13 protein-coding genes are annotated in these 17,423 nt (G+C 66.5%); 8 read left to right on the top strand and 5 right to left on the bottom strand.

Annotated features, from left to right (window positions below):
- Window positions 1–10 precede the first annotated feature (10 nt).
- On the bottom strand, window positions 11–850 hold the full coding sequence (locus tag ACIBI6_RS22200; RefSeq protein ID WP_396957546.1) for an SDR family oxidoreductase: 840 nt from the start codon (window positions 848–850) through the stop codon (window positions 11–13).
- Window positions 847–1,785 (bottom strand): patatin-like phospholipase family protein, encoded by a 939-nt coding sequence (locus tag ACIBI6_RS22195; protein WP_396957545.1) that lies wholly within the window; start codon window positions 1,783–1,785, stop codon window positions 847–849. Before ACIBI6_RS22195 ends, ACIBI6_RS22200 begins: the two co-directional genes overlap by 4 nt.
- Window positions 1,786–1,854: 69 nt before the next feature.
- Here ACIBI6_RS22195 and ACIBI6_RS22190 point away from each other — a divergent pair, with 69 nt between their 5' ends.
- Window positions 1,855–2,484 (top strand): TetR/AcrR family transcriptional regulator, encoded by a 630-nt coding sequence (locus ACIBI6_RS22190; protein WP_396957544.1) that lies wholly within the window; start codon window positions 1,855–1,857, stop codon window positions 2,482–2,484.
- On the opposite strand, the gene ACIBI6_RS22185 is transcribed toward ACIBI6_RS22190, so the two are convergent.
- Entirely contained in the window at window positions 2,474–3,019 is a 546-nt protein-coding gene (locus ACIBI6_RS22185; protein WP_364355294.1) for a histidine phosphatase family protein, read from the bottom strand. The two genes, ACIBI6_RS22190 and ACIBI6_RS22185, sit on opposite strands and share 11 nt — an antisense overlap.
- Window positions 3,020–3,157: 138 nt before the next feature.
- On the opposite strand from ACIBI6_RS22185, the gene ACIBI6_RS22180 reads away from it, so the two are divergent.
- From ACIBI6_RS22180 to ACIBI6_RS22155, 6 genes are all read left to right on the top strand, one after another.
- On the top strand, window positions 3,158–7,999 hold the full coding sequence (locus ACIBI6_RS22180; RefSeq protein ID WP_396957543.1) for an ATP-dependent helicase: 4,842 nt from the start codon (window positions 3,158–3,160) through the stop codon (window positions 7,997–7,999).
- Between the two features lie 279 nt (window positions 8,000–8,278).
- Window positions 8,279–9,085: a DNA-formamidopyrimidine glycosylase family protein gene (locus tag ACIBI6_RS22175; RefSeq protein ID WP_396957542.1), complete on the top strand. Its 807-nt coding sequence runs from the start codon at window positions 8,279–8,281 to the stop codon at window positions 9,083–9,085.
- Window positions 9,086–9,214: 129 nt separating this feature from the next.
- Window positions 9,215–9,781, top strand: a complete 567-nt coding sequence (locus ACIBI6_RS22170; RefSeq protein ID WP_364355303.1) for a TetR/AcrR family transcriptional regulator — start codon at window positions 9,215–9,217, stop codon at window positions 9,779–9,781.
- Window positions 9,781–10,626 carry an MBL fold metallo-hydrolase gene (locus ACIBI6_RS22165; RefSeq protein WP_396957541.1) on the top strand — a complete coding sequence of 282 codons (846 nt, stop codon included), beginning with the start codon at window positions 9,781–9,783 and terminating at the stop codon, window positions 10,624–10,626. Before ACIBI6_RS22170 ends, ACIBI6_RS22165 begins: the two co-directional genes overlap by 1 nt.
- A gap of 56 nt (window positions 10,627–10,682) precedes the next feature.
- The gene (gene hpnE, locus ACIBI6_RS22160) at window positions 10,683–12,044 is read left to right on the top strand and encodes a hydroxysqualene dehydroxylase HpnE (protein ID WP_396957540.1); all 1,362 of its coding nucleotides are present in this window, start codon (window positions 10,683–10,685) and stop codon (window positions 12,042–12,044) included.
- Between the two features lie 62 nt (window positions 12,045–12,106).
- Window positions 12,107–12,697, top strand: a complete 591-nt coding sequence (locus tag ACIBI6_RS22155; protein ID WP_364355359.1) for a TetR family transcriptional regulator — start codon at window positions 12,107–12,109, stop codon at window positions 12,695–12,697.
- A 3-nt stretch (window positions 12,698–12,700) separates the two neighbouring features.
- On the opposite strand, the gene ACIBI6_RS22150 is transcribed toward ACIBI6_RS22155, so the two are convergent.
- Window positions 12,701–14,434 (bottom strand): glycerol-3-phosphate dehydrogenase/oxidase, encoded by a 1,734-nt coding sequence (locus ACIBI6_RS22150; RefSeq protein WP_364355312.1) that lies wholly within the window; start codon window positions 14,432–14,434, stop codon window positions 12,701–12,703.
- A 277-nt stretch (window positions 14,435–14,711) separates the two neighbouring features.
- Here ACIBI6_RS22150 and glpK point away from each other — a divergent pair, with 277 nt between their 5' ends.
- A complete protein-coding gene (gene glpK / locus ACIBI6_RS22145) occupies window positions 14,712–16,211 on the top strand; it encodes a glycerol kinase GlpK (protein WP_396957539.1) in 1,500 nt (499 codons plus the stop codon).
- A gap of 3 nt (window positions 16,212–16,214) precedes the next feature.
- On the opposite strand, the gene ACIBI6_RS22140 is transcribed toward glpK, so the two are convergent.
- Window positions 16,215–17,390: a PLP-dependent aminotransferase family protein gene (locus tag ACIBI6_RS22140; protein ID WP_396957538.1), complete on the bottom strand. Its 1,176-nt coding sequence runs from the start codon at window positions 17,388–17,390 to the stop codon at window positions 16,215–16,217.
- Between the last annotated feature and the right edge of the window lie 33 nt (window positions 17,391–17,423).

Raw genomic sequence — 17,423 nt, 5'->3', positions numbered from 1 at the left:
TAAGATCCGACTATTCGGTGATCGAACGGACCTGTTGTTCGTACTTCGCGCGGGTTTCGGAGTCGGCTGGGTGGAGGGCGCGGTTGCCATCGAGGAGTCGGCGAACAAGGCGGACTGCGCGCTCGGGAGCGGCGGCCAGGGCAATGTCGATGGGGCCCAGGTAGTTCGGGACGGCCACTTCGGCCTTGCGGGTTTCGCAGGTTTGCAGGATGGCGGCGGCGACGTCTTCGGGATCCACTGTCGGCATGCCCTTGCCGAGGGACAGACCGGAGGAGAGGCGGGTGCGCACAGCCGAGGGCATCACGCAGCTGACGCTGACGCCCTGCGGTGCGAACTCCAAACGTGTTGCGGCGGATAGGCCTACGGCGGCGAATTTGCTGGCGTTGTAGACGGCCAAGCCCGCGACCGGGATCTTGCCCGCGAGCGAGGCGACGTTGACGACGTGGCCGCGGCGGCGCTCGATCATGCCGGGCACCACGGCGCGCATGCCGTGGATCAGACCCCAGACATTGACATCGATGGTGGCGCGGCCGACCGCGTCGGGCTCATCGAGGAACGCGCCCGCGGGCATGACACCCGCATTGTTGACCAGGACATCCACCGCGCCGAAGTCTGCGACGACCTTGTCCCATTGGTCGCGGACACGGACATCGAGCTCATAGGCACGCGCGCCGATCGCGGCAGCGGCGGATTCGGCTGCGACAGTGTCGACATCGGCAATGGCGAGTTCAGCGCCCTCGGCCGCGAACAGTTCCGCGGTCGACTGTCCGATGCCGCGGCCCGCGCCGGTAATCAGCACCCGCGCGCCCTTCAGGTCGATACCCGGATAACCGTGACCGAGAATATTCATGCGAATGCTCCTTGTTCCAGCGCTCGGCGGGTGCTGCGCAGGCTGTGTTCGAGGGTTTCGAGACGACGACGGCCGTCCATGAAGTTCGGTCCCATTACAGCGAGGTCAGCTGCGGTGGCACCGATCACGAGGACGCGCGTACCAGCCGCACGCAACACCGCGACCTCGGCAGCGAGCTGGGCGCTCATGCGATTGCGCAGCTGCCGCTCCAGGAAATGACCGGGACCGGTCGCGGGGACTTCTTCGACGGAGGCCATGGGCGCGAGCACCAGCACCTCGTCGAGTTGTTGTGCGGCAAGCAGGTCCACTGATGCGGTCGAGCCCGCACCACCATCGATGAAGCGACGTCCGTCGATCGATACGGGCGGGAACCAGCCGGGAACCGCCCACGACGCACGCAGCGCCGCACCCAGGTTCGCCGATGGTGCGTCGGGCGAGCCGAATGGAACCCGTTCTCCCGTCGCGTAATCCATGGCGACCAGCCAGGTCGCGGGGTGAGATACCCAGGACCGGCCGGGATTCAGGCGATCGGCAAGGTGCTGCAGCCAGCTCGCATCGCCACCGCCGATCGGCAGCAGGCCGCTGCCCGCGGTGAGCAACCGCTGACCGGTCGCGGGCGCACGCAGGCTCAATGCCAACTCACCCAGCCGCGGTCGAGGCAGCGGCGGGAACCGCCCGGGCTCGGAACGCATATGCGCCAACAGAATCGGATTCGTCGAGGTACCGCGCTGCATCGCGACGAGTTCATCCACGCCGATGCCGCTGCCGAGCAGGGTGACCGTCTCGGCACCCGCCGATGTGCCGAGCAGCACATCCGCCTCGCGCGGCTCCCAGTCGAGTACCTCGCGGGTGGCGGCCAGCGCGGCCACGATCCAGGCGAACCCGAGCGTTCCGCCGCAGCCTACGGCCATGCCGCGCCGGTTTTTGTTACCCATGGTTCCACACACTAGCAGGATTCAAATACCTTCAGTATCTGAAAGCCACCGGTACGTAGAATCGGCGGCATGGCACGTCTGACCCGGTCCGAAAGCCAGGCCCGCACCCGGGCCGACCTGATCGCGACCGCACGCGATCTCTTCCTGGCCGAGGGCTATGTGAAAACCAGCCTGGAGCGGGTCGCCGAGGAGGCGGGCTACTCGAAGGGCGCGGTCTACTCGAACTTCCGCACCAAGAAGGAACTGTGCCTAGAGGTGCTCGGGCTGATCCACGCGACGAAATTCGGCGAGGTGGCCGATCTGATCGCGGCGGGCGAGACGCTCGACGACCAGCTGGCTCGATTCCACGAATGGGCCGAGCACACCATCGGCGATGTCGGCTGGACCATGCTCGAAGTCGAATTCGCCACGGTCGCCCGCGACGATCCGGAACTGCAGGCCGCGCTGGTCTCGAGCCTGGCCATGATGCGCGGCGCTGTCGCGGCGCAGGTGCAGACGCTTTCGGACATGACCGGAATCCCGCTGCCGATGCCCGCCGAGGATGCCGCGACCGCAATCCTGAGCATGGGTATCGGGCTCGGCATGCAACGAGCCGTCGATCCGTCGATTCCGGTGCGCTTGATCACCGATGCGGTACGACTGCTCGTAACTATGGGCGAAGGGCCACTGCGCGCGATGAGCCCGGATCTCACGCGGTGAAGTGCAACGTCCATTCGCCGCGATAGTGCAGCCGGGTGACGCTGCCCGGCGGAATGTCGATCCGCCAGAACGATTTCGGCGGCGCGTCCAGGGTCACCAGCAGTGCCGCGCGGATCACCGCCGGATGGGTGACGGCGATGGTTGACATGCCCTCGGAAGCGATTTCGGCCATCCAGTACCTGGTCCGCTCGACCACATCGGTTACGGATTCGCCACCGTGACCACGGAACTGCGGGTCGGTCAGCCAGGCATATAGCTCATCCTGCGGCACCGACATCAGTTCGCCGCCGCGCCACGCGCCGGCATCCAGATCGCGCAGCCGGGTGTCCTCCTCGCCCGGAAGCCCCATCAGCGCAGCCGTTTCCACGGTCCGGCGTTCGGGTCCGGTGAGTACCCGCGCCGCGGTCAGGCGGCCACACGCGGCGATTGCTCGGCGACCGGCCTCGGTCAGCGATTCGTCTACTGGAAAACGTGCCTTTCGCATCGCCTCGGTCATGCCATGGCTGACCAGGTCGAGTCTGAGCACCTTTTGCACGGTTGGAAGCGTACGGCGCGACGCTGGCGGCCGTACTTCGATTGCCACCCCTTCGCTCGGGCCCACCAGCCATTTGCCGGACTCGAGGTATTCCGGCCGCCGCTGCTGGTTGTCGGTGCCCGGGTGCACACTGATGCCATGGCCCAGTTCTCCACCGCGACCCAAGAGTGGTTCGACGGCGCATTTCCCGCGCCGACGTCTGCTCAGCTGGGCGCATGGAAGGCCATTGCCGCAGGTGAGCACACCTTGGTCGTCGCGCCAACCGGTTCGGGTAAGACGCTGTCGGCCTTTCTGTGGGCCATCGATCAACTCGCGACCCGACCGAAACCCGAGGGCAAGGTCGGCACCTCGGTGCTCTATGTGTCACCGCTGAAGGCATTGGCGGTGGACGTCGAACGGAATCTGCGCGCGCCGCTGGTCGGGGTCACCCAGACCGCGAAACGGCTCGGCCTGGACCCGCCGATGATCACCGTCGGTGTTCGTTCCGGCGACACCAGTGCGGCGCAGCGGCGATCGATGCAGCGGACGCCGCCCGACATTCTGATCACCACTCCCGAATCGCTGTTCCTGATGCTCACCTCGGCGGCCAGGGAGACGCTCAGCGATATCGACACGGTGATCGTGGACGAGGTGCACGCCATCGCGGGCGGTAAGCGCGGCGCACATCTGGCGCTTTCGCTGGCACGGTTGGATCTGCTGACCGAGCGGCCCGCGCAGCGGATCGGGCTCTCGGCGACGGTGCGCCCGCCTGAGGAGGTCGGGCGATTTCTGGTTGGAAATGCGCCGATCACGATCGTTTCGCCGCCCGCTCCCAAGACCTTCGATCTGTCCGTGCGTGTGCCGATCGCGGATATGACCGAGCCGGGCGATTCCGATCAGCCCGGATCCATCTGGCCGCATGTGGACGAGGCGATCGTCGACCTGGTGCTGGACCACCGGTCTTCGATCGTCTTCGCGAATTCGCGCAGGTTGGCCGAGCGGCTGACCGCACGGCTCAATGAGGCCTATGCCGCGCGGCTGGGCGAGGCCGTCGAGACTGTGTCCGATTCGCCGCGCACGGGGCCCGCCGTGGTTACGCAAGCTGCCTCCTCCCGGCCTGACCCGCGCGGCGGGCACAAACCGCCCGCCCAACTCGGCGCATCGACCGAAGTGATCCACGGCGCGGATCCGCTGTTGGCCCGGGCGCACCACGGGTCGGTGAGCAAAGAGCAGCGGGCGCTGATCGAGGACGATCTCAAGAGCGGACGGCTGCGCTGTGTGGTGGCTACCAGCAGTCTCGAACTCGGAATCGATATGGGCGCGGTCGATTTGGTGGTGCAGGTGGAGGCGCCGCCTTCGGTGGCCAGCGGGTTGCAGCGAGTCGGGCGAGCCGGGCACCAGGTCGGTGAGATTTCGCGCGGGGTGCTGTTCCCGAAGCATCGCACCGACGTCATCCACTGCGCGGTCGCGTCACAGCGGATGACTGCCGGGCAGATCGAGGCCCTGCAAGTTCCCGCGCACCCCCTGGACATCCTGGCCCAGCAGACCGTCGCGGCCTGCGCGCTCGAACCCATCGATGTCGACGCTTGGTTCGAAACCGTGCGCGGCACCGGCAATTACGCTTCGCTGCCCAGATCGGCGTATGAATCGGTGCTCGATCTGCTCGCCGGTCGCTATCCGTCGGACGAGTTCGCCGAATTGCGACCCCGGCTCGTGTGGGACCGCGACGCGGGCACGCTAACCGGTCGGCCGGGGGCGCAACGACTGGCCGTCACCTCGGGTGGCGCGATTCCGGATCGCGGCCTGTTCGCGGTCTACATGGTCGGTGAAAAGGCCTCCCGGGTGGGCGAACTCGATGAGGAGATGGTGTACGAGTCGCGGGTCGGCGATGTATTCGCCCTCGGCGCGACCAGCTGGCGCATCGAGGAGATCACCTTCGACCGGGTGCTGGTCACGCCCGCGTTCGGGCAGCCGGGACGGTTGCCGTTCTGGCATGGTGACGGACTCGGTCGGCCCGCCGAACTCGGTGCGGCGCTAGGCGAATTCATCCGCAAGGCCGGTGCGCAATCGCCGAAGGGTTCGAGCCTCGACCCCAAGAAGAACTCCCCAGCGGATCCGGCAGTCGACGCACTCCTACGTGGTGCAGGCCTCGACGAGAATGCCACCGCGAATCTGGTGACGCTGCTCGATGAACAACGCACTGCCACTGGACAATTGCCCAGCGATAGAACCCTGATCGTCGAGCGCTTCCGTGACGAACTCGGCGATTGGCGACTGGTACTGCACTCGCCGTACGGCTTACCGGTGCATGCGCCATGGGCGTTGGCGATCGGTGCGCGGCTGCGGGAGCGGTTCGGCGTGGATGTCGCGCCGAATGCCTCCGATGACGGAATCGTGGTGCGACTGCCCGATACCACCGACGATCCACCCGGTGCTGAGCTGTTCGTGTTCGAGCCCGATGAGATCGACGAGATCGTCACCGAGCAGGTCGGCGGATCGGCGCTGTTCGCATCGCGATTCCGGGAGTGCGCGGCACGGGCGCTGCTGCTGCCCCGACGCGATCCGGGTAAACGTGCGCCGTTGTGGCAGCAGCGGCAGCGGTCGGCGCAATTGCTCGATGTGGCGCGGAAGTTTCCGGACTTTCCGATCCTGTTGGAGACGGTGCGCGAATGTCTGCGCGACGTTTACGATCTTCCGTCGCTGCGGGATCTGTTCGGACGGGTGGCGCGTCGCCAGGTGCGATTGGTCGAGGTGGAGACCGCGACACCGTCACCGTTCGCCAATTCCCTGCTGTTCGATTACATCGGGCAGTTCATGTACGACGGGGACAGTCCGCTGGCCGAACGTCGGGCGGCCGCACTATCGCTCGATTCGAGTCTGCTCGCCGAATTGCTCGGGCGGGTGGAACTGCGGGAGCTGTTGGACGCCACCGTCATCGAGCAAACCGAGCGGGAATTGCAGCGGCTCACACCCGAACGGTCGGCGCGGGATGCGGAGGGGCTGGCCGATCTATTGCGGCTGCTCGGACCGCTTACTGCCGAGGAAGCCGCGCAGCGGTGTGGCGGCGTTCAACTCGACGACGCAGAACCCACCGGTAATCCGGCGGAATGGTTCGCCGGCTTGGTGAAATCGAAGCGCGCACTCGAGGTTACGTTCGCCGGACGGACCTGGTGGGTCGCCGTGGAGGATGCCGCGCGCCTGCGCGACGCGCTCGGCGTGCCGCTGCCCATCGGCACCCCGGCCGCATTCATCGAACCGGTCGCCGATCCGCTCGGAGACCTCGTTGGGCGCTATGCCCGCACGCACGGACCGTTCACCACCGAGGCCGTGGCCGCTCGTTTCGGACTCGGCACCGCGGTCGCCGCGACGGCACTGCATCGGCTGGTCGCGGAAAAGCGCGTGGTAGAGGGCGAATTCACGCCGGCGGCCAGCGGCCCGGAATGGTGCGACAGCCAGGTGCTGCGCCGATTGCGCCGCCGATCCCTCGCGGCCGCCCGACACGAGGTCGAACCCGTCGCGACCGCCGCCTTCGGCCGATTCCTACCGTCCTGGCAACACATCGGTACCGGTGAATTGCGCGGCGTCGACGGGGTCGCGGCAGTGATGGAACAGCTTGCGGGAGTGCCGATTCCCGCGTCCGCATGGGAATCGCTGGTATTGCCCGCGCGGGTGCGCGATTACTCCCCCTCCATGTTGGACGAACTGATGGCCACCGGTGAGGTCATCTGGTCCGGGCACGGCGCCATCACTGCCAAGGACGGCTGGATTGCCCTGCACCTGGCCGACCAGGCGCCGTTCACGCTGACGCCCGCCGACGAGATCGAACTGTCCGAGGTACACCTGCGCCTGCTCAACGCATTGGGCGCATCGATCGCCCCATGGACGCCTATCGATGCCGATACGGAGGAACCACCCGCAGGGCCAGACCAGGTCGTCTCGCTGGATGATGCAGTACAGGATGTTTCAGCGATGCCGGGCATTTCCGCGAATCGAGGCACCTCGGCGACCACCAACGGCTCAGCCCGCCGAAACAGTTCGCCACCGCGACTTCCGCCGGTCCTGCACGGCGGCGGCGCATACTTCTTCCGTCAACTCTCCGATGCCACCGGACTCCTCGACGACGCTCGAGTCGCGACCGCACTGTGGGAGCTCGTCTGGGCAGGCGTCGTCTCCGGTGACACCTTCGCCCCGGTCCGCGCCCTGCTCTCAGGCACGGCCCGGACCACAACCGCACATCGCACACCCCGGCGCGCGCCACGCGGACGGGCCTATCTCCCACGACCGAATATGCCGACCAGATCCGGACCGCCCGCCGTGGCGGGCCGCTGGTCACTCCTGCCGGAACGGGTGGCGGACAACACCCTGCGCGCCCACGCAACGGCGGACACCCTGCTGGAGCGGTACGGCGTGCTGACCCGCGGCTCGGTGCAGAACGAGGGCGTGCCCGGCGGATTCGCACTCATGTACCGCGTGCTCACCGAATTCGAGGATCGCGGCCGTTGCCGCCGCGGCTATTTCATCGATTCGCTCGGCGGTGCACAATTCTCGACCACCGATGTGGTGGACCGACTACGCTCCTTCGACACCGAACGCACCCGTCCCGGCAGCGGCGGACAACGCCGGAGCACCGCATCAGCCTTGGCGGCAAGCGATCCCGCGAACCCCTATGGCGCGGCACTTCCCTGGCCGAAGGGACCGGCCGAGGGCGCAGGTCACCGTCCAGGACGCAAGGCCGGTGCGATCGTCGTGCTCGTCGACGGCGAACTCACGCTCTATCTGGAGCGCGGCGGCAAAACCCTACTCACCTTCACCGAGGACCCGAACCTCCGCCAAGCCGCGGCCACCGCCCTGGCCGATCTGGTGCGCGACCGCCGCGTCGACTCGCTCGTAATCGACCGAGTCGACGGAGAAACCGTGCACGGCAACACCTTCGCCGGTTTCCTCACCGAGGCCGGATTCTCCGCAACCCCAAGAGGCCTCCGATTGCGGAGCAAGCCGTGACCCGACGACGACGAACCCACGCAAAGCGGCACGGTTCCGGCACGCGTGGCGACGGCCCCTCGCACACCGCGAAGCGAGACCGAATTCTCCGCGACACCACGCGACCTGCGATCGCGAAGCAAGCCGTGACCCGACGACGAACCCACGCACGACGTGCCCGTTCCGGCACGCGCGGCGACGGCCACTCGCACACCGCGAAGGGTGAATTGCGCGGCGATGAGCGGACGCGCACTGCGGAGCAGACAATGACCCCGGCCCGAATCAATCTATGGTCGAGCCATGCCTGAAGGCGACACCGTATTCCTGACCGCGGCCAGGCTGCGGCTCGCGCTGGAGGGAAAGACACTGATCCGCAGCGATTTCCGGGTGCCGCGCTATGCGACGGTCGATCTGGTCGGGCAGCGGGTCGACGGTGTCGCCAGCTATGGCAAGCATCTTTTCGTCCGCACCGACGAGGTCAGTGTCCACACGCATTTGAAGATGAAGGGCGAATGGCGGACCTACTGCGCCGGTGAACGGTGGACGCGGCCGCCGGTGACCGCCCGGCTGGTGCTCGGCACCGATGACACCGAGGCGGTGGGCTTTTCGCTCGGTACCGTCGAGGTGTTGCGACGCGCGGACGAGCACACCGCCACCGACCATCTCGGGCCTGACCTGCTCGGCGCGAACTGGGATGTGACCGAGGCGCTGCGACGGCTGGAACGGCATCCGGCCCAACCCATCGGCCTCGCCCTACTGGACCAGCGCAATCTGGCCGGTATCGGCAATATCTTCCGCAGCGAAATCTGCTTCCTGCGCCGCGTCCACCCGGCCACACCGGTCGCCGATGTCCCCGACCTGCTCGCCCTCGTGCACGAGGCCCATCGCGTGCTCACCAAGGCCGCAACCGAACCGCCGTGGCGGGCACTGGCCTACGGGCGCGCCCGCCGTCCGTGTCAGCGCTGCGGCACCCGCATGATCGTGCATCTACTCGGCGAGACCGAACCCCAGCCCGGTCGAACAGCCCGAAACCCCCAGTCCGACCGCATCACCCAGCGCGAGCGCGGCATCTACTTCTGTCCCCGCTGCCAACCCGAACCCGCCTGATCGAACCGAGCGGGAACGAGTTGCCACTCAGTAGCTAACACCCTGAATCCACTGCTACCGACCATCTCGAATATCCGTCAGTTCCCGAACTAACTAGACCGGTCGTCATAGTTCACGTACCGTGAAAGCGTGGCACCTCGCACCGACTCCCGCCAACGCTTCATCGACGCCGCGGCCGACCTCTTCCACACCCAGGGCTATCACGCCACCGGCCTGAATCAACTCGTCAGCGCGGGCGGCGCCCCCAAGGGCTCGCTCTACTTCCACTTCCCGGGCGGCAAGGAACAACTCGCCGCCGAGGCCATCACCCAATCGAGCAGGCAATTGCGCGACCAGCTCGACGCGATCCTTGCCGATGGCGGCGATATCGCCACCGTCTTCGACGTCCTCACCGCGCTGCTCGTAGAGTCCGATTTCGAACGCGGCTGCCCGATCGCGACCATCGCACTCGACGCTGGGCGCGAAAGCGAAACGATCAGGCAGGCCTGCGTCACCGGTTTCGAATCCTGGCGCGAATCGATCGAAAAGTACCTGCGGGACAAGGGAATCGGCCGAGAGCGGGCCACCGAACTGTCTACCGTCGCCCTCGCCACGATCGAGGGCGCCCTGATGCTGGCCAAGACCAAACGCGATGTCGCGCCGCTGCGCGCGGTCGCCGCCCATCTGCGTACTACCTTCGAACGGGAGCTTTCCTGATGCGCGTGCACCACCTCAATTGCGGCACCATGCGCCCACTCGGTGGCCGTCTCCTCGACGGCACCGGCAGCATCTTCGGCCGCGCCGAAATGGTCTGCCACTGCCTGCTCCTCGAACTCGACTCCGGACTCGTCCTGGTGGAGACCGGCGTCGGCGAACAGGCGGTCCATCGGCCCGAGGAATGGCTCGGCCGTCGCTTCCTGCGGCTCACCAATCCGGTCCTCGATCTCGCGCAGACCGCCGTGCACCAGATCGAGGCACTGGGTTACCGACGTGAGGACGTCCGCGACATCGTGCTCACCCATCTCGATCTCGACCACGCGGGCGGACTCGCCGACTTCCCGCATGCGCGGGTGCACGTATACGCCGAGGAACTGCGCGCCCTACAGGGCGGACATACGCGGGAAGAACGCTTGCGCTACAAGGAACCTCAGTTTCGGCACGGTCCACGCTGGGAGTCGTACGCGGATACCGGTGCCAGCTGGTTCGGCTTCGACGCGGTGCGCGAATTGACCGGCCTGCCCCCGGAAATCCTGATCATCCCGCTCGCGGGGCATACCCGCGGTCATGCGGGTGTCGCCGTCGATACCGGAAGCGGCTGGCTGCTATCCGCGGGCGACTCCTACTTCCATCCCGGCGTACTCGACCCGGTTCGGCCGCGACAACCGTTCGGTACGGCCATGTTCGAGAAGAATGTGCAGATACTTCCCGCCGCCCGCATCGAGAACCAGCAGCGGCTGCGCGAACTGGTGCGCGACCACGGTGACGAGGTCACGGTGTTCTCCGCGCACAGCTCGATCGAATTCCATGCCATGCAGCAGATCGCCGTTCGACCAAACCCTTGACGGCCCAGGCACTCCCGATTAACTTGCAGAATGTAAGTTAATATAGGGAGTGCAATGTGAACGATCTGCGGCGGTACGTGGTCATCGGGGGTGGACTGGCCGGGCTGGCGTCCGCGGTCTGGTTGGCCGAGGCGGGTAAGCAGGTCACGCTGCTGGAACGCCGCGGCCGACTCGGCGGCCGGACACATGCGATGAAAGTCGAAGCGGCCGATGACCTTCCCGATAACGGCCAGCATGTGATCGCCAGCGGTTATGACCATCTGTTCCGCTACCTGACCAGCGTCGGCACCCGCCAGTACGTCGCCTTCCCGCACGGCGGGACGCTGCGCTGGCCGGGCGGGCGCAGCGTGTTCATGTCGACCGAGGGCTGGGGCGCATGGCGCACGCTGTTCGGCGCACATCCCGACGCGAGCCTGCTCGATCGGCTGCGCGCCGCCCGAGCCACGGTGCGACTCGGCTGGCAGAGCCTGCACCAACCCGCTGACCTCGCCGATCTCACCACCGAACAGTGGTTCAACCGGGTAGGCATGCCCGCTCCGGCGCGAGAAGCGTTGTGGGACTGGCTCGCTCTCGGCCTCGCGGCCGAGCCCGTCCAGCAGGAATCGGCCAAGATCCTCGCCGATTTGCTGGCCACCGGCATCCGGCTCGGGGTCGAACACCGTCGGGCGGTCACCATCGGCTACCCGACCACCGACCTCGATACCCTCTACATCGCCGGGGCCCAAAAGGTTTTCGAGAAATACGGTGTCGAGGTCCGCCATCGCGCGGTGGCCCGCCGCATCAATATCGAGAATGGTGCGGTGACTGGGGTGGTACTCGCCGATGGTTCGGTCGTCCCGGCCGATGCCGTTGTCTGCGCGGTACCGAATTCGAATATCGGCGGACTGCTGGATGAATTGCCGGAACATTCCGAAATCTACGCCGCCGCAGATAAATTGGGATATACACCGATCGTCAGCACCAACCTGTACCTGGACCGCCCGCTCGGCACCGAGGCCGAATTCGAGGCACTGATCGGCGGCACCGGCGTCATCGACGAGGTCTTCGACCGGCAGTTGATGACCGGGCGCAGCACCGACCGGGCCTGGCTGTACTGCCTGACCACCAGCGGCGCGTACGAGCAGATACACAAGACCAACGAGCAGATCATCGACGAACAAATGCGCCTGCTGCGCCGCTACTACCCGGCCGCCGAAAATGCGAAAGTCGTTCAGGGACACGTAGTTCGAATGCCGAAAGCGACGTTCTCGCAGGTGCTCGGCACGCACGGCCTGCGCCCGGATCAGCGCACCTCGGTGCCGACGCTGGTACTGGCCGGTGATTGGACCGCGACCGACTGGTCGGCGACCATGGAGAGCGCGGTGCAGAGCGCTGCCAAGGCGGTGGACCTGCTACTTGCGCTACCGTCTTTGCCGTGACCACGGAGCGCTCGACCTCTGAGCACCCCACTGCGAAGTCCTGTTCCACGCCCAAGCGCCGCATGTCCGCAGCCGAGCGGCGCGCGCAGCTACTCGATGTGGCGCGCGCTATTGTCGCCGTCGACGGCTTCGGCGCCGTGAGTATCGATCGGGTCGCGCGCGAGGGCGAGGTGGCACGGGCACTGGTGTATCAGCAGTTCACCGATCTGTCCGGGCTGATGACCGCACTGGTGGATCGCGAATCGGCCATCGCACTGGCCGGTATCGGCAGTCTCGACTGGGCGGACACCGATGACGATGCGGATCGGATCGGCCGCGGCATTCTCGCCTATCTGCATGCCGCGCCGACCAGTTGGCGGATCATCCTCAGCCCACCCGACGGCGGACCGCCGGATCTGCGCGACCGGCTCGAAGTCGGCCGGGCCTATGCGCGGGCGATCGGCGCGCGGCATCTGTCGCGCCATGCGGGAGTCACCGTCGATCCGGATGGTGCGACCGAGCGCATCATGCTCGCGGCATTGGAGGAATTGGCTCGGCTGCATCTGGCCGACCCGCAGCAGTACCCGGATGAACTGGTACTGCGCTATATTCGGTCGCTCTTGGCCTGGGCCACCCAGGTCGAAACCCCGAAAAAGCCGCCAGCTGTCGGTTAGCCCTCAGCTGTCCAACGGGACCGGTTCCAGGATCTCCGGGCGCGGTTCGGGGGCCGCGATGCGAAGGGCATCGGCGGAGGGGTCGTCCGGCTGGGTCTGGGAGCGGATCTCCGCGTCGACGCGGGCCTGGTAAGTGCTTACCTCCCGGTCGATTTCGTCGTCGTCCCAGCCGAGTATCGGTGCGACCAGATGGGCTACCTGTTCGGCGCAGTTCGCGCCGCGATGCGAGTATTCGATGGAGATCCTCGTCCGGCGGGCCAGAATGTCGTCCAGGTGCAGTGCGCCCTCCGCGGCGGCCGCGTAGGCGGCCTCCACCTGCAGATATGATGGCGCGTCCATAATCGGCTGCAGTAGTTCGGGTTTGCCGTCGGCCATGGCCATGACCTCGTCGATGAGTGAACCGTAGCGATCGAGCAGATGCTTGACCCGGTACGGATGCACACCATAGGCCTCGGCGAGTTGCACCGTTTGATTGATCAGCGCGAAGTAGCCGTCGGCACCGAGCAGCGGAACCTTATCGGTGATGGACGGCGAGACGCGCGCCGGAATATCCTGCGCCGCTTCATCGACCGCGTCATAGGCCATCACCCGGTAGGTGGTGTACTTGCCGCCCGCGATGCCGACAAGCCCCGGCGCAACGCGGGCGACTGCGTGTTCGCGCGACAGCTTGGAAGTCGAATCGCTTTCTCCCGCAAGCAAAGGCCGCAGACCCGCGTAGACACCGTCGATATCCGCGGGGGTGAGCGGGGTAACCAAAACCTGGTTGACTCGGTCCAACAGATAGTCGATATCGGCCTTGGTTGCCGCCGGATGGGCGAGATCCAGATTCCAGTCGGTATCGGTGGTGCCGATGATCCAGTGCGCGCCCCACGGGATGACGAACAGCACCGAGGTCGCGGTGCGCAGGATAATCGCGGCATCGCTGACTATGCGGTCGCGCGGCACCACAATGTGCACTCCCTTGGACGCGCGCACGTGAAAGCGGCCGCGATTGTGCGAAAGCGCTTGGACCTCATCGGTCCACACACCGGTCGCGTTGATCACCACATGCCCGCGGATCTCCCCGGTGCGGCCGTCCTCGCTATCGCGCATCTTCACCCCCACGACCCGATCCGCCTCGCGCAGAAAGCCGACGACCTGGGTGGAAGTGCGGATAACCGCACCGTAGTGCGCGGCGGTGCGGGCGACGGTCATGGTGTGGCGGGCATCGTCGACAACCGTGTCGTAGTAACTGACGCCGCCGATCAGCGAGTCGGGGCGCAAACCGGGCGCCAGCCGGAGTGCCCCGTGCCGGGTTAGATGATGTTGGCCGGGAACGGATTTCGCGCCGCCCATGGTGTCGTAGAGCACCAGCCCGGCGGCCACGTACGGACGTTCCCAGCCGCGGCGGGTGAGCGGGTAGAGGAAGCGCAGCGGCTTCACCAGATGCGGTGCGAGCCGGGCCAGTGCGAGTTCACGTTCCCGCAGCGCCTCGCGGACCAGCCCGAATTCCAGTTGCTCCAGATAGCGCAGCCCGCCGTGGAACATCTTCGAGGAGCGGCTCGAGGTGCCGGAGGCGAGATCGCGCGCCTCGACCAGCGCTACTTTGAGACCGCGCGTCGCCGCGTCGAGCGCGATACCCGAGCCGACCACGCCACCACCAACGACGACCACGTCGAAGTGATCCTTACCGAAGCGCTCCCATGCCGTCGCGCGCTGCTCGGGGCCGAGGAACTGCGATTGCGGTTTCTTGGTCATGCTCGACTCCTCCAGCCGACCCCGGCGTCGGGGTTCAGACGACGTTTGTGGTCTTTCGGGCACACGATCGGGCTGCTCAGTCCGGCGGGCGGTCTTCTGTTTTCCAGGCTAGAGGAACCGGCGACGATCCCAAGTCGGGGCCCCGCGGCCGATAACCCGCGCTACTCGCCGGTAACCGATCCCAACACTAGTCCGACAACCTGCTGGTCGCGAGGTGATGCGTGGCGCGCTCCGCTGTTTTCCCCGATGGCCACGTCGGTTTTAGTAGCCTGCACGAATGCGTCGCTATGTGGCCGCCATTGATCAGGGCACGACCTCGAGTCGGTGCATCATCTTCGACCGGCAGGGCCGCGTCGTCGGTGTCGCGCAACGCGAGCACGAGCAGATCTTCCCGCGGCCGGGCTGGGTCGAGCACGATCCGGAAACCATTTGGCGCAATACCGAATTCGTGCTCGGCGAGGTGCTGCGGAGCACTGGGATCTCCGCCGCGGAGATCAATGCGGTCGGCGTCACCAATCAGCGCGAGACGACCGTGGTGTGGGATCGGGCCAGCGGCAAGCCGATTCATAACGCGATTGTCTGGCAGGACACCCGCACCGACCGTCTGGTCACCGAACTGGGCGGCGAATTCGGCGCGACACGCTACCAAGACCGCACCGGTCTCCCGCTGTCCACCTACTTCGCCGGTCCGAAACTGCGCTGGATCCTCGACAATGTCGAGGGCGCGCGAGCCAGGGCCGAGTCCGGCGAGCTGTGTTTCGGCACCATCGACAGCTGGGTGCTGTGGAAGCTCACCGGTCAGCACATCACCGATGTGACCAACGCGTCACGCACCATGCTGATGGATCTGCGTACGCTGCAGTGGGATTCACAGATATGCGCGGAATTCGGGATACCGCGTTCGATGCTGCCGGAGATCCGCAGCTCATCGGAGATCTACGCGGAGATCGGCTCCGGCCCATTGGCGGGCATACCTGTCGCGGGCATTCTCGGCGACCAGCAGGCGGCGACCTTCGGCCAGGCCTGCCTGTCCCCCGGCGAGGCCAAGAACACCTACGGCACCGGCAATTTCATGCTGCTCAATACCGGCACAACACCGGTGTTCAGCAAGCACGGCCTGCTCACCACGGTCTGCTACCAGCTCGGCGATGAGGCGGTGGTCTACGCACTGGAGGGGTCCATCGCGGTGACCGGCTCACTGGTGCAATGGTTCCGGGACAATCTCGGCATCATTTCCGCCGCCGACGAGATCGAGCCGCTGGCGCGCAGCGTCGAGGACAATGGCGGCGCCTATATCGTCCCCGCGTTCTCCGGCCTCTTCGCGCCGCGCTGGCGACCGGATGCCCGCGGCGTCATCGCGGGCCTCACTCGCTTCGTCGACAAGGCGCATCTGGCGCGAGCGGTGTTGGAGTCCACCGCATTTCAGACGCGGGAGGTCATGGACGCGATGCGCGCCGACGCCGAATCCCAGCAGCTGCGACTGGAACTGACCACCCTCAAGGTCGACGGCGGGATGGTCGGCAACGATCTGCTCATGCAGTTCCAGTCCGACATCCTCGATGTGCCGGTGGTCCGTCCGGTCGTCAATGAAACCACCGCGCTGGGTGCGGCATATGCGGCCGGACTCGCCGTCGGACTATGGGAGAGCACCGATGACATCCGCGCCAACTGGGCCGCGGATAAGACCTGGCAGCCCGCGATGTCGGCGACGGACCGCGAAACCCACCTCGCCGCCTGGAACAAGGCCGTGGAGCGCACCTACAACTGGGTGGATTGACGACTATTCGGCCGCGCGAGCCAGCCGGTCGATCGCCTCCGCCAACGTCGCCGCGTCCGAAGTGGTGAAGCACATGCGCATGGAGTGGCTGTAGTCGGTGTCGACGGCGAAGGCCGAGCCGGGGACGAAGGCCACGCCGTGCTCCAGGGCTCGCGGCAGCAGCCGATCGGTGTCGGTGCCGTCGGTGAAATCCGCCCATACGAACATGCCGCCGGCGGCATCGGTGCAGGTAAGGCGTTCGCCGAAGCGGGTGCGTACGCCGTGCACGAGCGCCTTGGCGCGGTCACCGTAGGCGGTACGGACCGTGTCGACATGGCCGGTCAGCCAGGTCTCGTCGGTTAGCAGGTCGGCGGCGATCTGGTGGGTCAGCGCCGAACCGCACAGGTCAGCGCCCTGTTTCAGCAATTCGACCGCGCGGCAGATCCGCTCCTGCGCCACCATCCAGCCGACCCGCAGCGCGGGCGCGAGGATCTTCGAGGCGCTGGAAAGCCGAATCACGTTGCGGGAGTAGGTTGCCACGGGATCGGGCGAAGGCCGGTCGAACCAGAGCTCACCGTACGGATCGTCCTCGATCACCCAGAAACCGTGGCTGTCGGCGAGTTCGGCCAACTCACGACGACGCGGCGGACTCATGGTGACGCCACCCGGATTGTGGAAATTGCTCACCGTGTGCACGACCGCCGGACGCTCACCGCGCGCCAACAGTTCCTTCAGCACATCCAGCCGCATTCCCTCGGAATCCAAAGGGACCGGCACAATTCGCGCCCCGGCCGCCCGGAACACTTGCAGCGCACCGACATACGCCGGATCCTCGACAACAACCGGTGCACCCGGGTCCAGCAGCACCTCGGCGAGCAGCGAAAGCGCCTGCTGCGAACCATGAGTCACGAAGATCTCGTCGAGCCCCACCGTCCGGCCCAGCTTCGCCGACTCCCGCTGCCGCAGCACATCGCGAAGCGGAACCCACCCGGCCGACTCGGTGTACTGCAACACCGCAGAACCACGCAGCGCCGCATCTGCCGCCGCGGCGAGCCTTTCTCTCGGCATCAACTCCGCATCCGGCAAACCGCCCGCGAGACTGATCACCTCGTCGCGCGCGGTCAGTTTCAGCAGGTCGCGAATCGCCGAGCTCTTCAGTCCGCCCAGTTTGGCCGCGAGCGGTGGATTGGTCGGCGACATGGAAAACCTCCCGAAATCAGCAGCCCACGTACC

Source organism: Nocardia sp. NPDC050412 (genome assembly GCF_044458825.1).
In the GTDB taxonomy this organism is placed as follows: Bacteria; Actinomycetota; Actinomycetes; order Mycobacteriales; family Mycobacteriaceae; genus Nocardia.
The sequence above is the reverse complement of the archived record's forward strand: the minus strand, read 5'-3'. Positions and strand labels throughout refer to the sequence as shown.

Excerpts from the sequence above, each read along its gene's own strand:
- ACIBI6_RS22200 (WP_396957546.1), bottom strand. The coding sequence starts at position 850 with ATGAATATTCTCGGTCACGGTTATCCGGGTATCGACCTGAAGGGCGCG.
- ACIBI6_RS22195 (WP_396957545.1), bottom strand. The coding sequence starts at position 1,785 with ATGGGTAACAAAAACCGGCGCGGCATGGCCGTAGGCTGCGGCGGAACG.
- ACIBI6_RS22190 (WP_396957544.1), top strand. The coding sequence starts at position 1,855 with ATGGCACGTCTGACCCGGTCCGAAAGCCAGGCCCGCACCCGGGCCGAC.
- ACIBI6_RS22180 (WP_396957543.1), top strand. The coding sequence starts at position 3,158 with ATGGCCCAGTTCTCCACCGCGACCCAAGAGTGGTTCGACGGCGCATTT.
- ACIBI6_RS22175 (WP_396957542.1), top strand. The coding sequence starts at position 8,279 with ATGCCTGAAGGCGACACCGTATTCCTGACCGCGGCCAGGCTGCGGCTC.
- ACIBI6_RS22165 (WP_396957541.1), top strand. The coding sequence starts at position 9,781 with ATGCGCGTGCACCACCTCAATTGCGGCACCATGCGCCCACTCGGTGGC.
- ACIBI6_RS22155 (WP_364355359.1), top strand. The coding sequence starts at position 12,107 with ATGTCCGCAGCCGAGCGGCGCGCGCAGCTACTCGATGTGGCGCGCGCT.
- ACIBI6_RS22150 (WP_364355312.1), bottom strand. The coding sequence starts at position 14,434 with ATGACCAAGAAACCGCAATCGCAGTTCCTCGGCCCCGAGCAGCGCGCG.
- glpK (WP_396957539.1), top strand. The coding sequence starts at position 14,712 with ATGCGTCGCTATGTGGCCGCCATTGATCAGGGCACGACCTCGAGTCGG.
- ACIBI6_RS22140 (WP_396957538.1), bottom strand. The coding sequence starts at position 17,390 with ATGTCGCCGACCAATCCACCGCTCGCGGCCAAACTGGGCGGACTGAAG.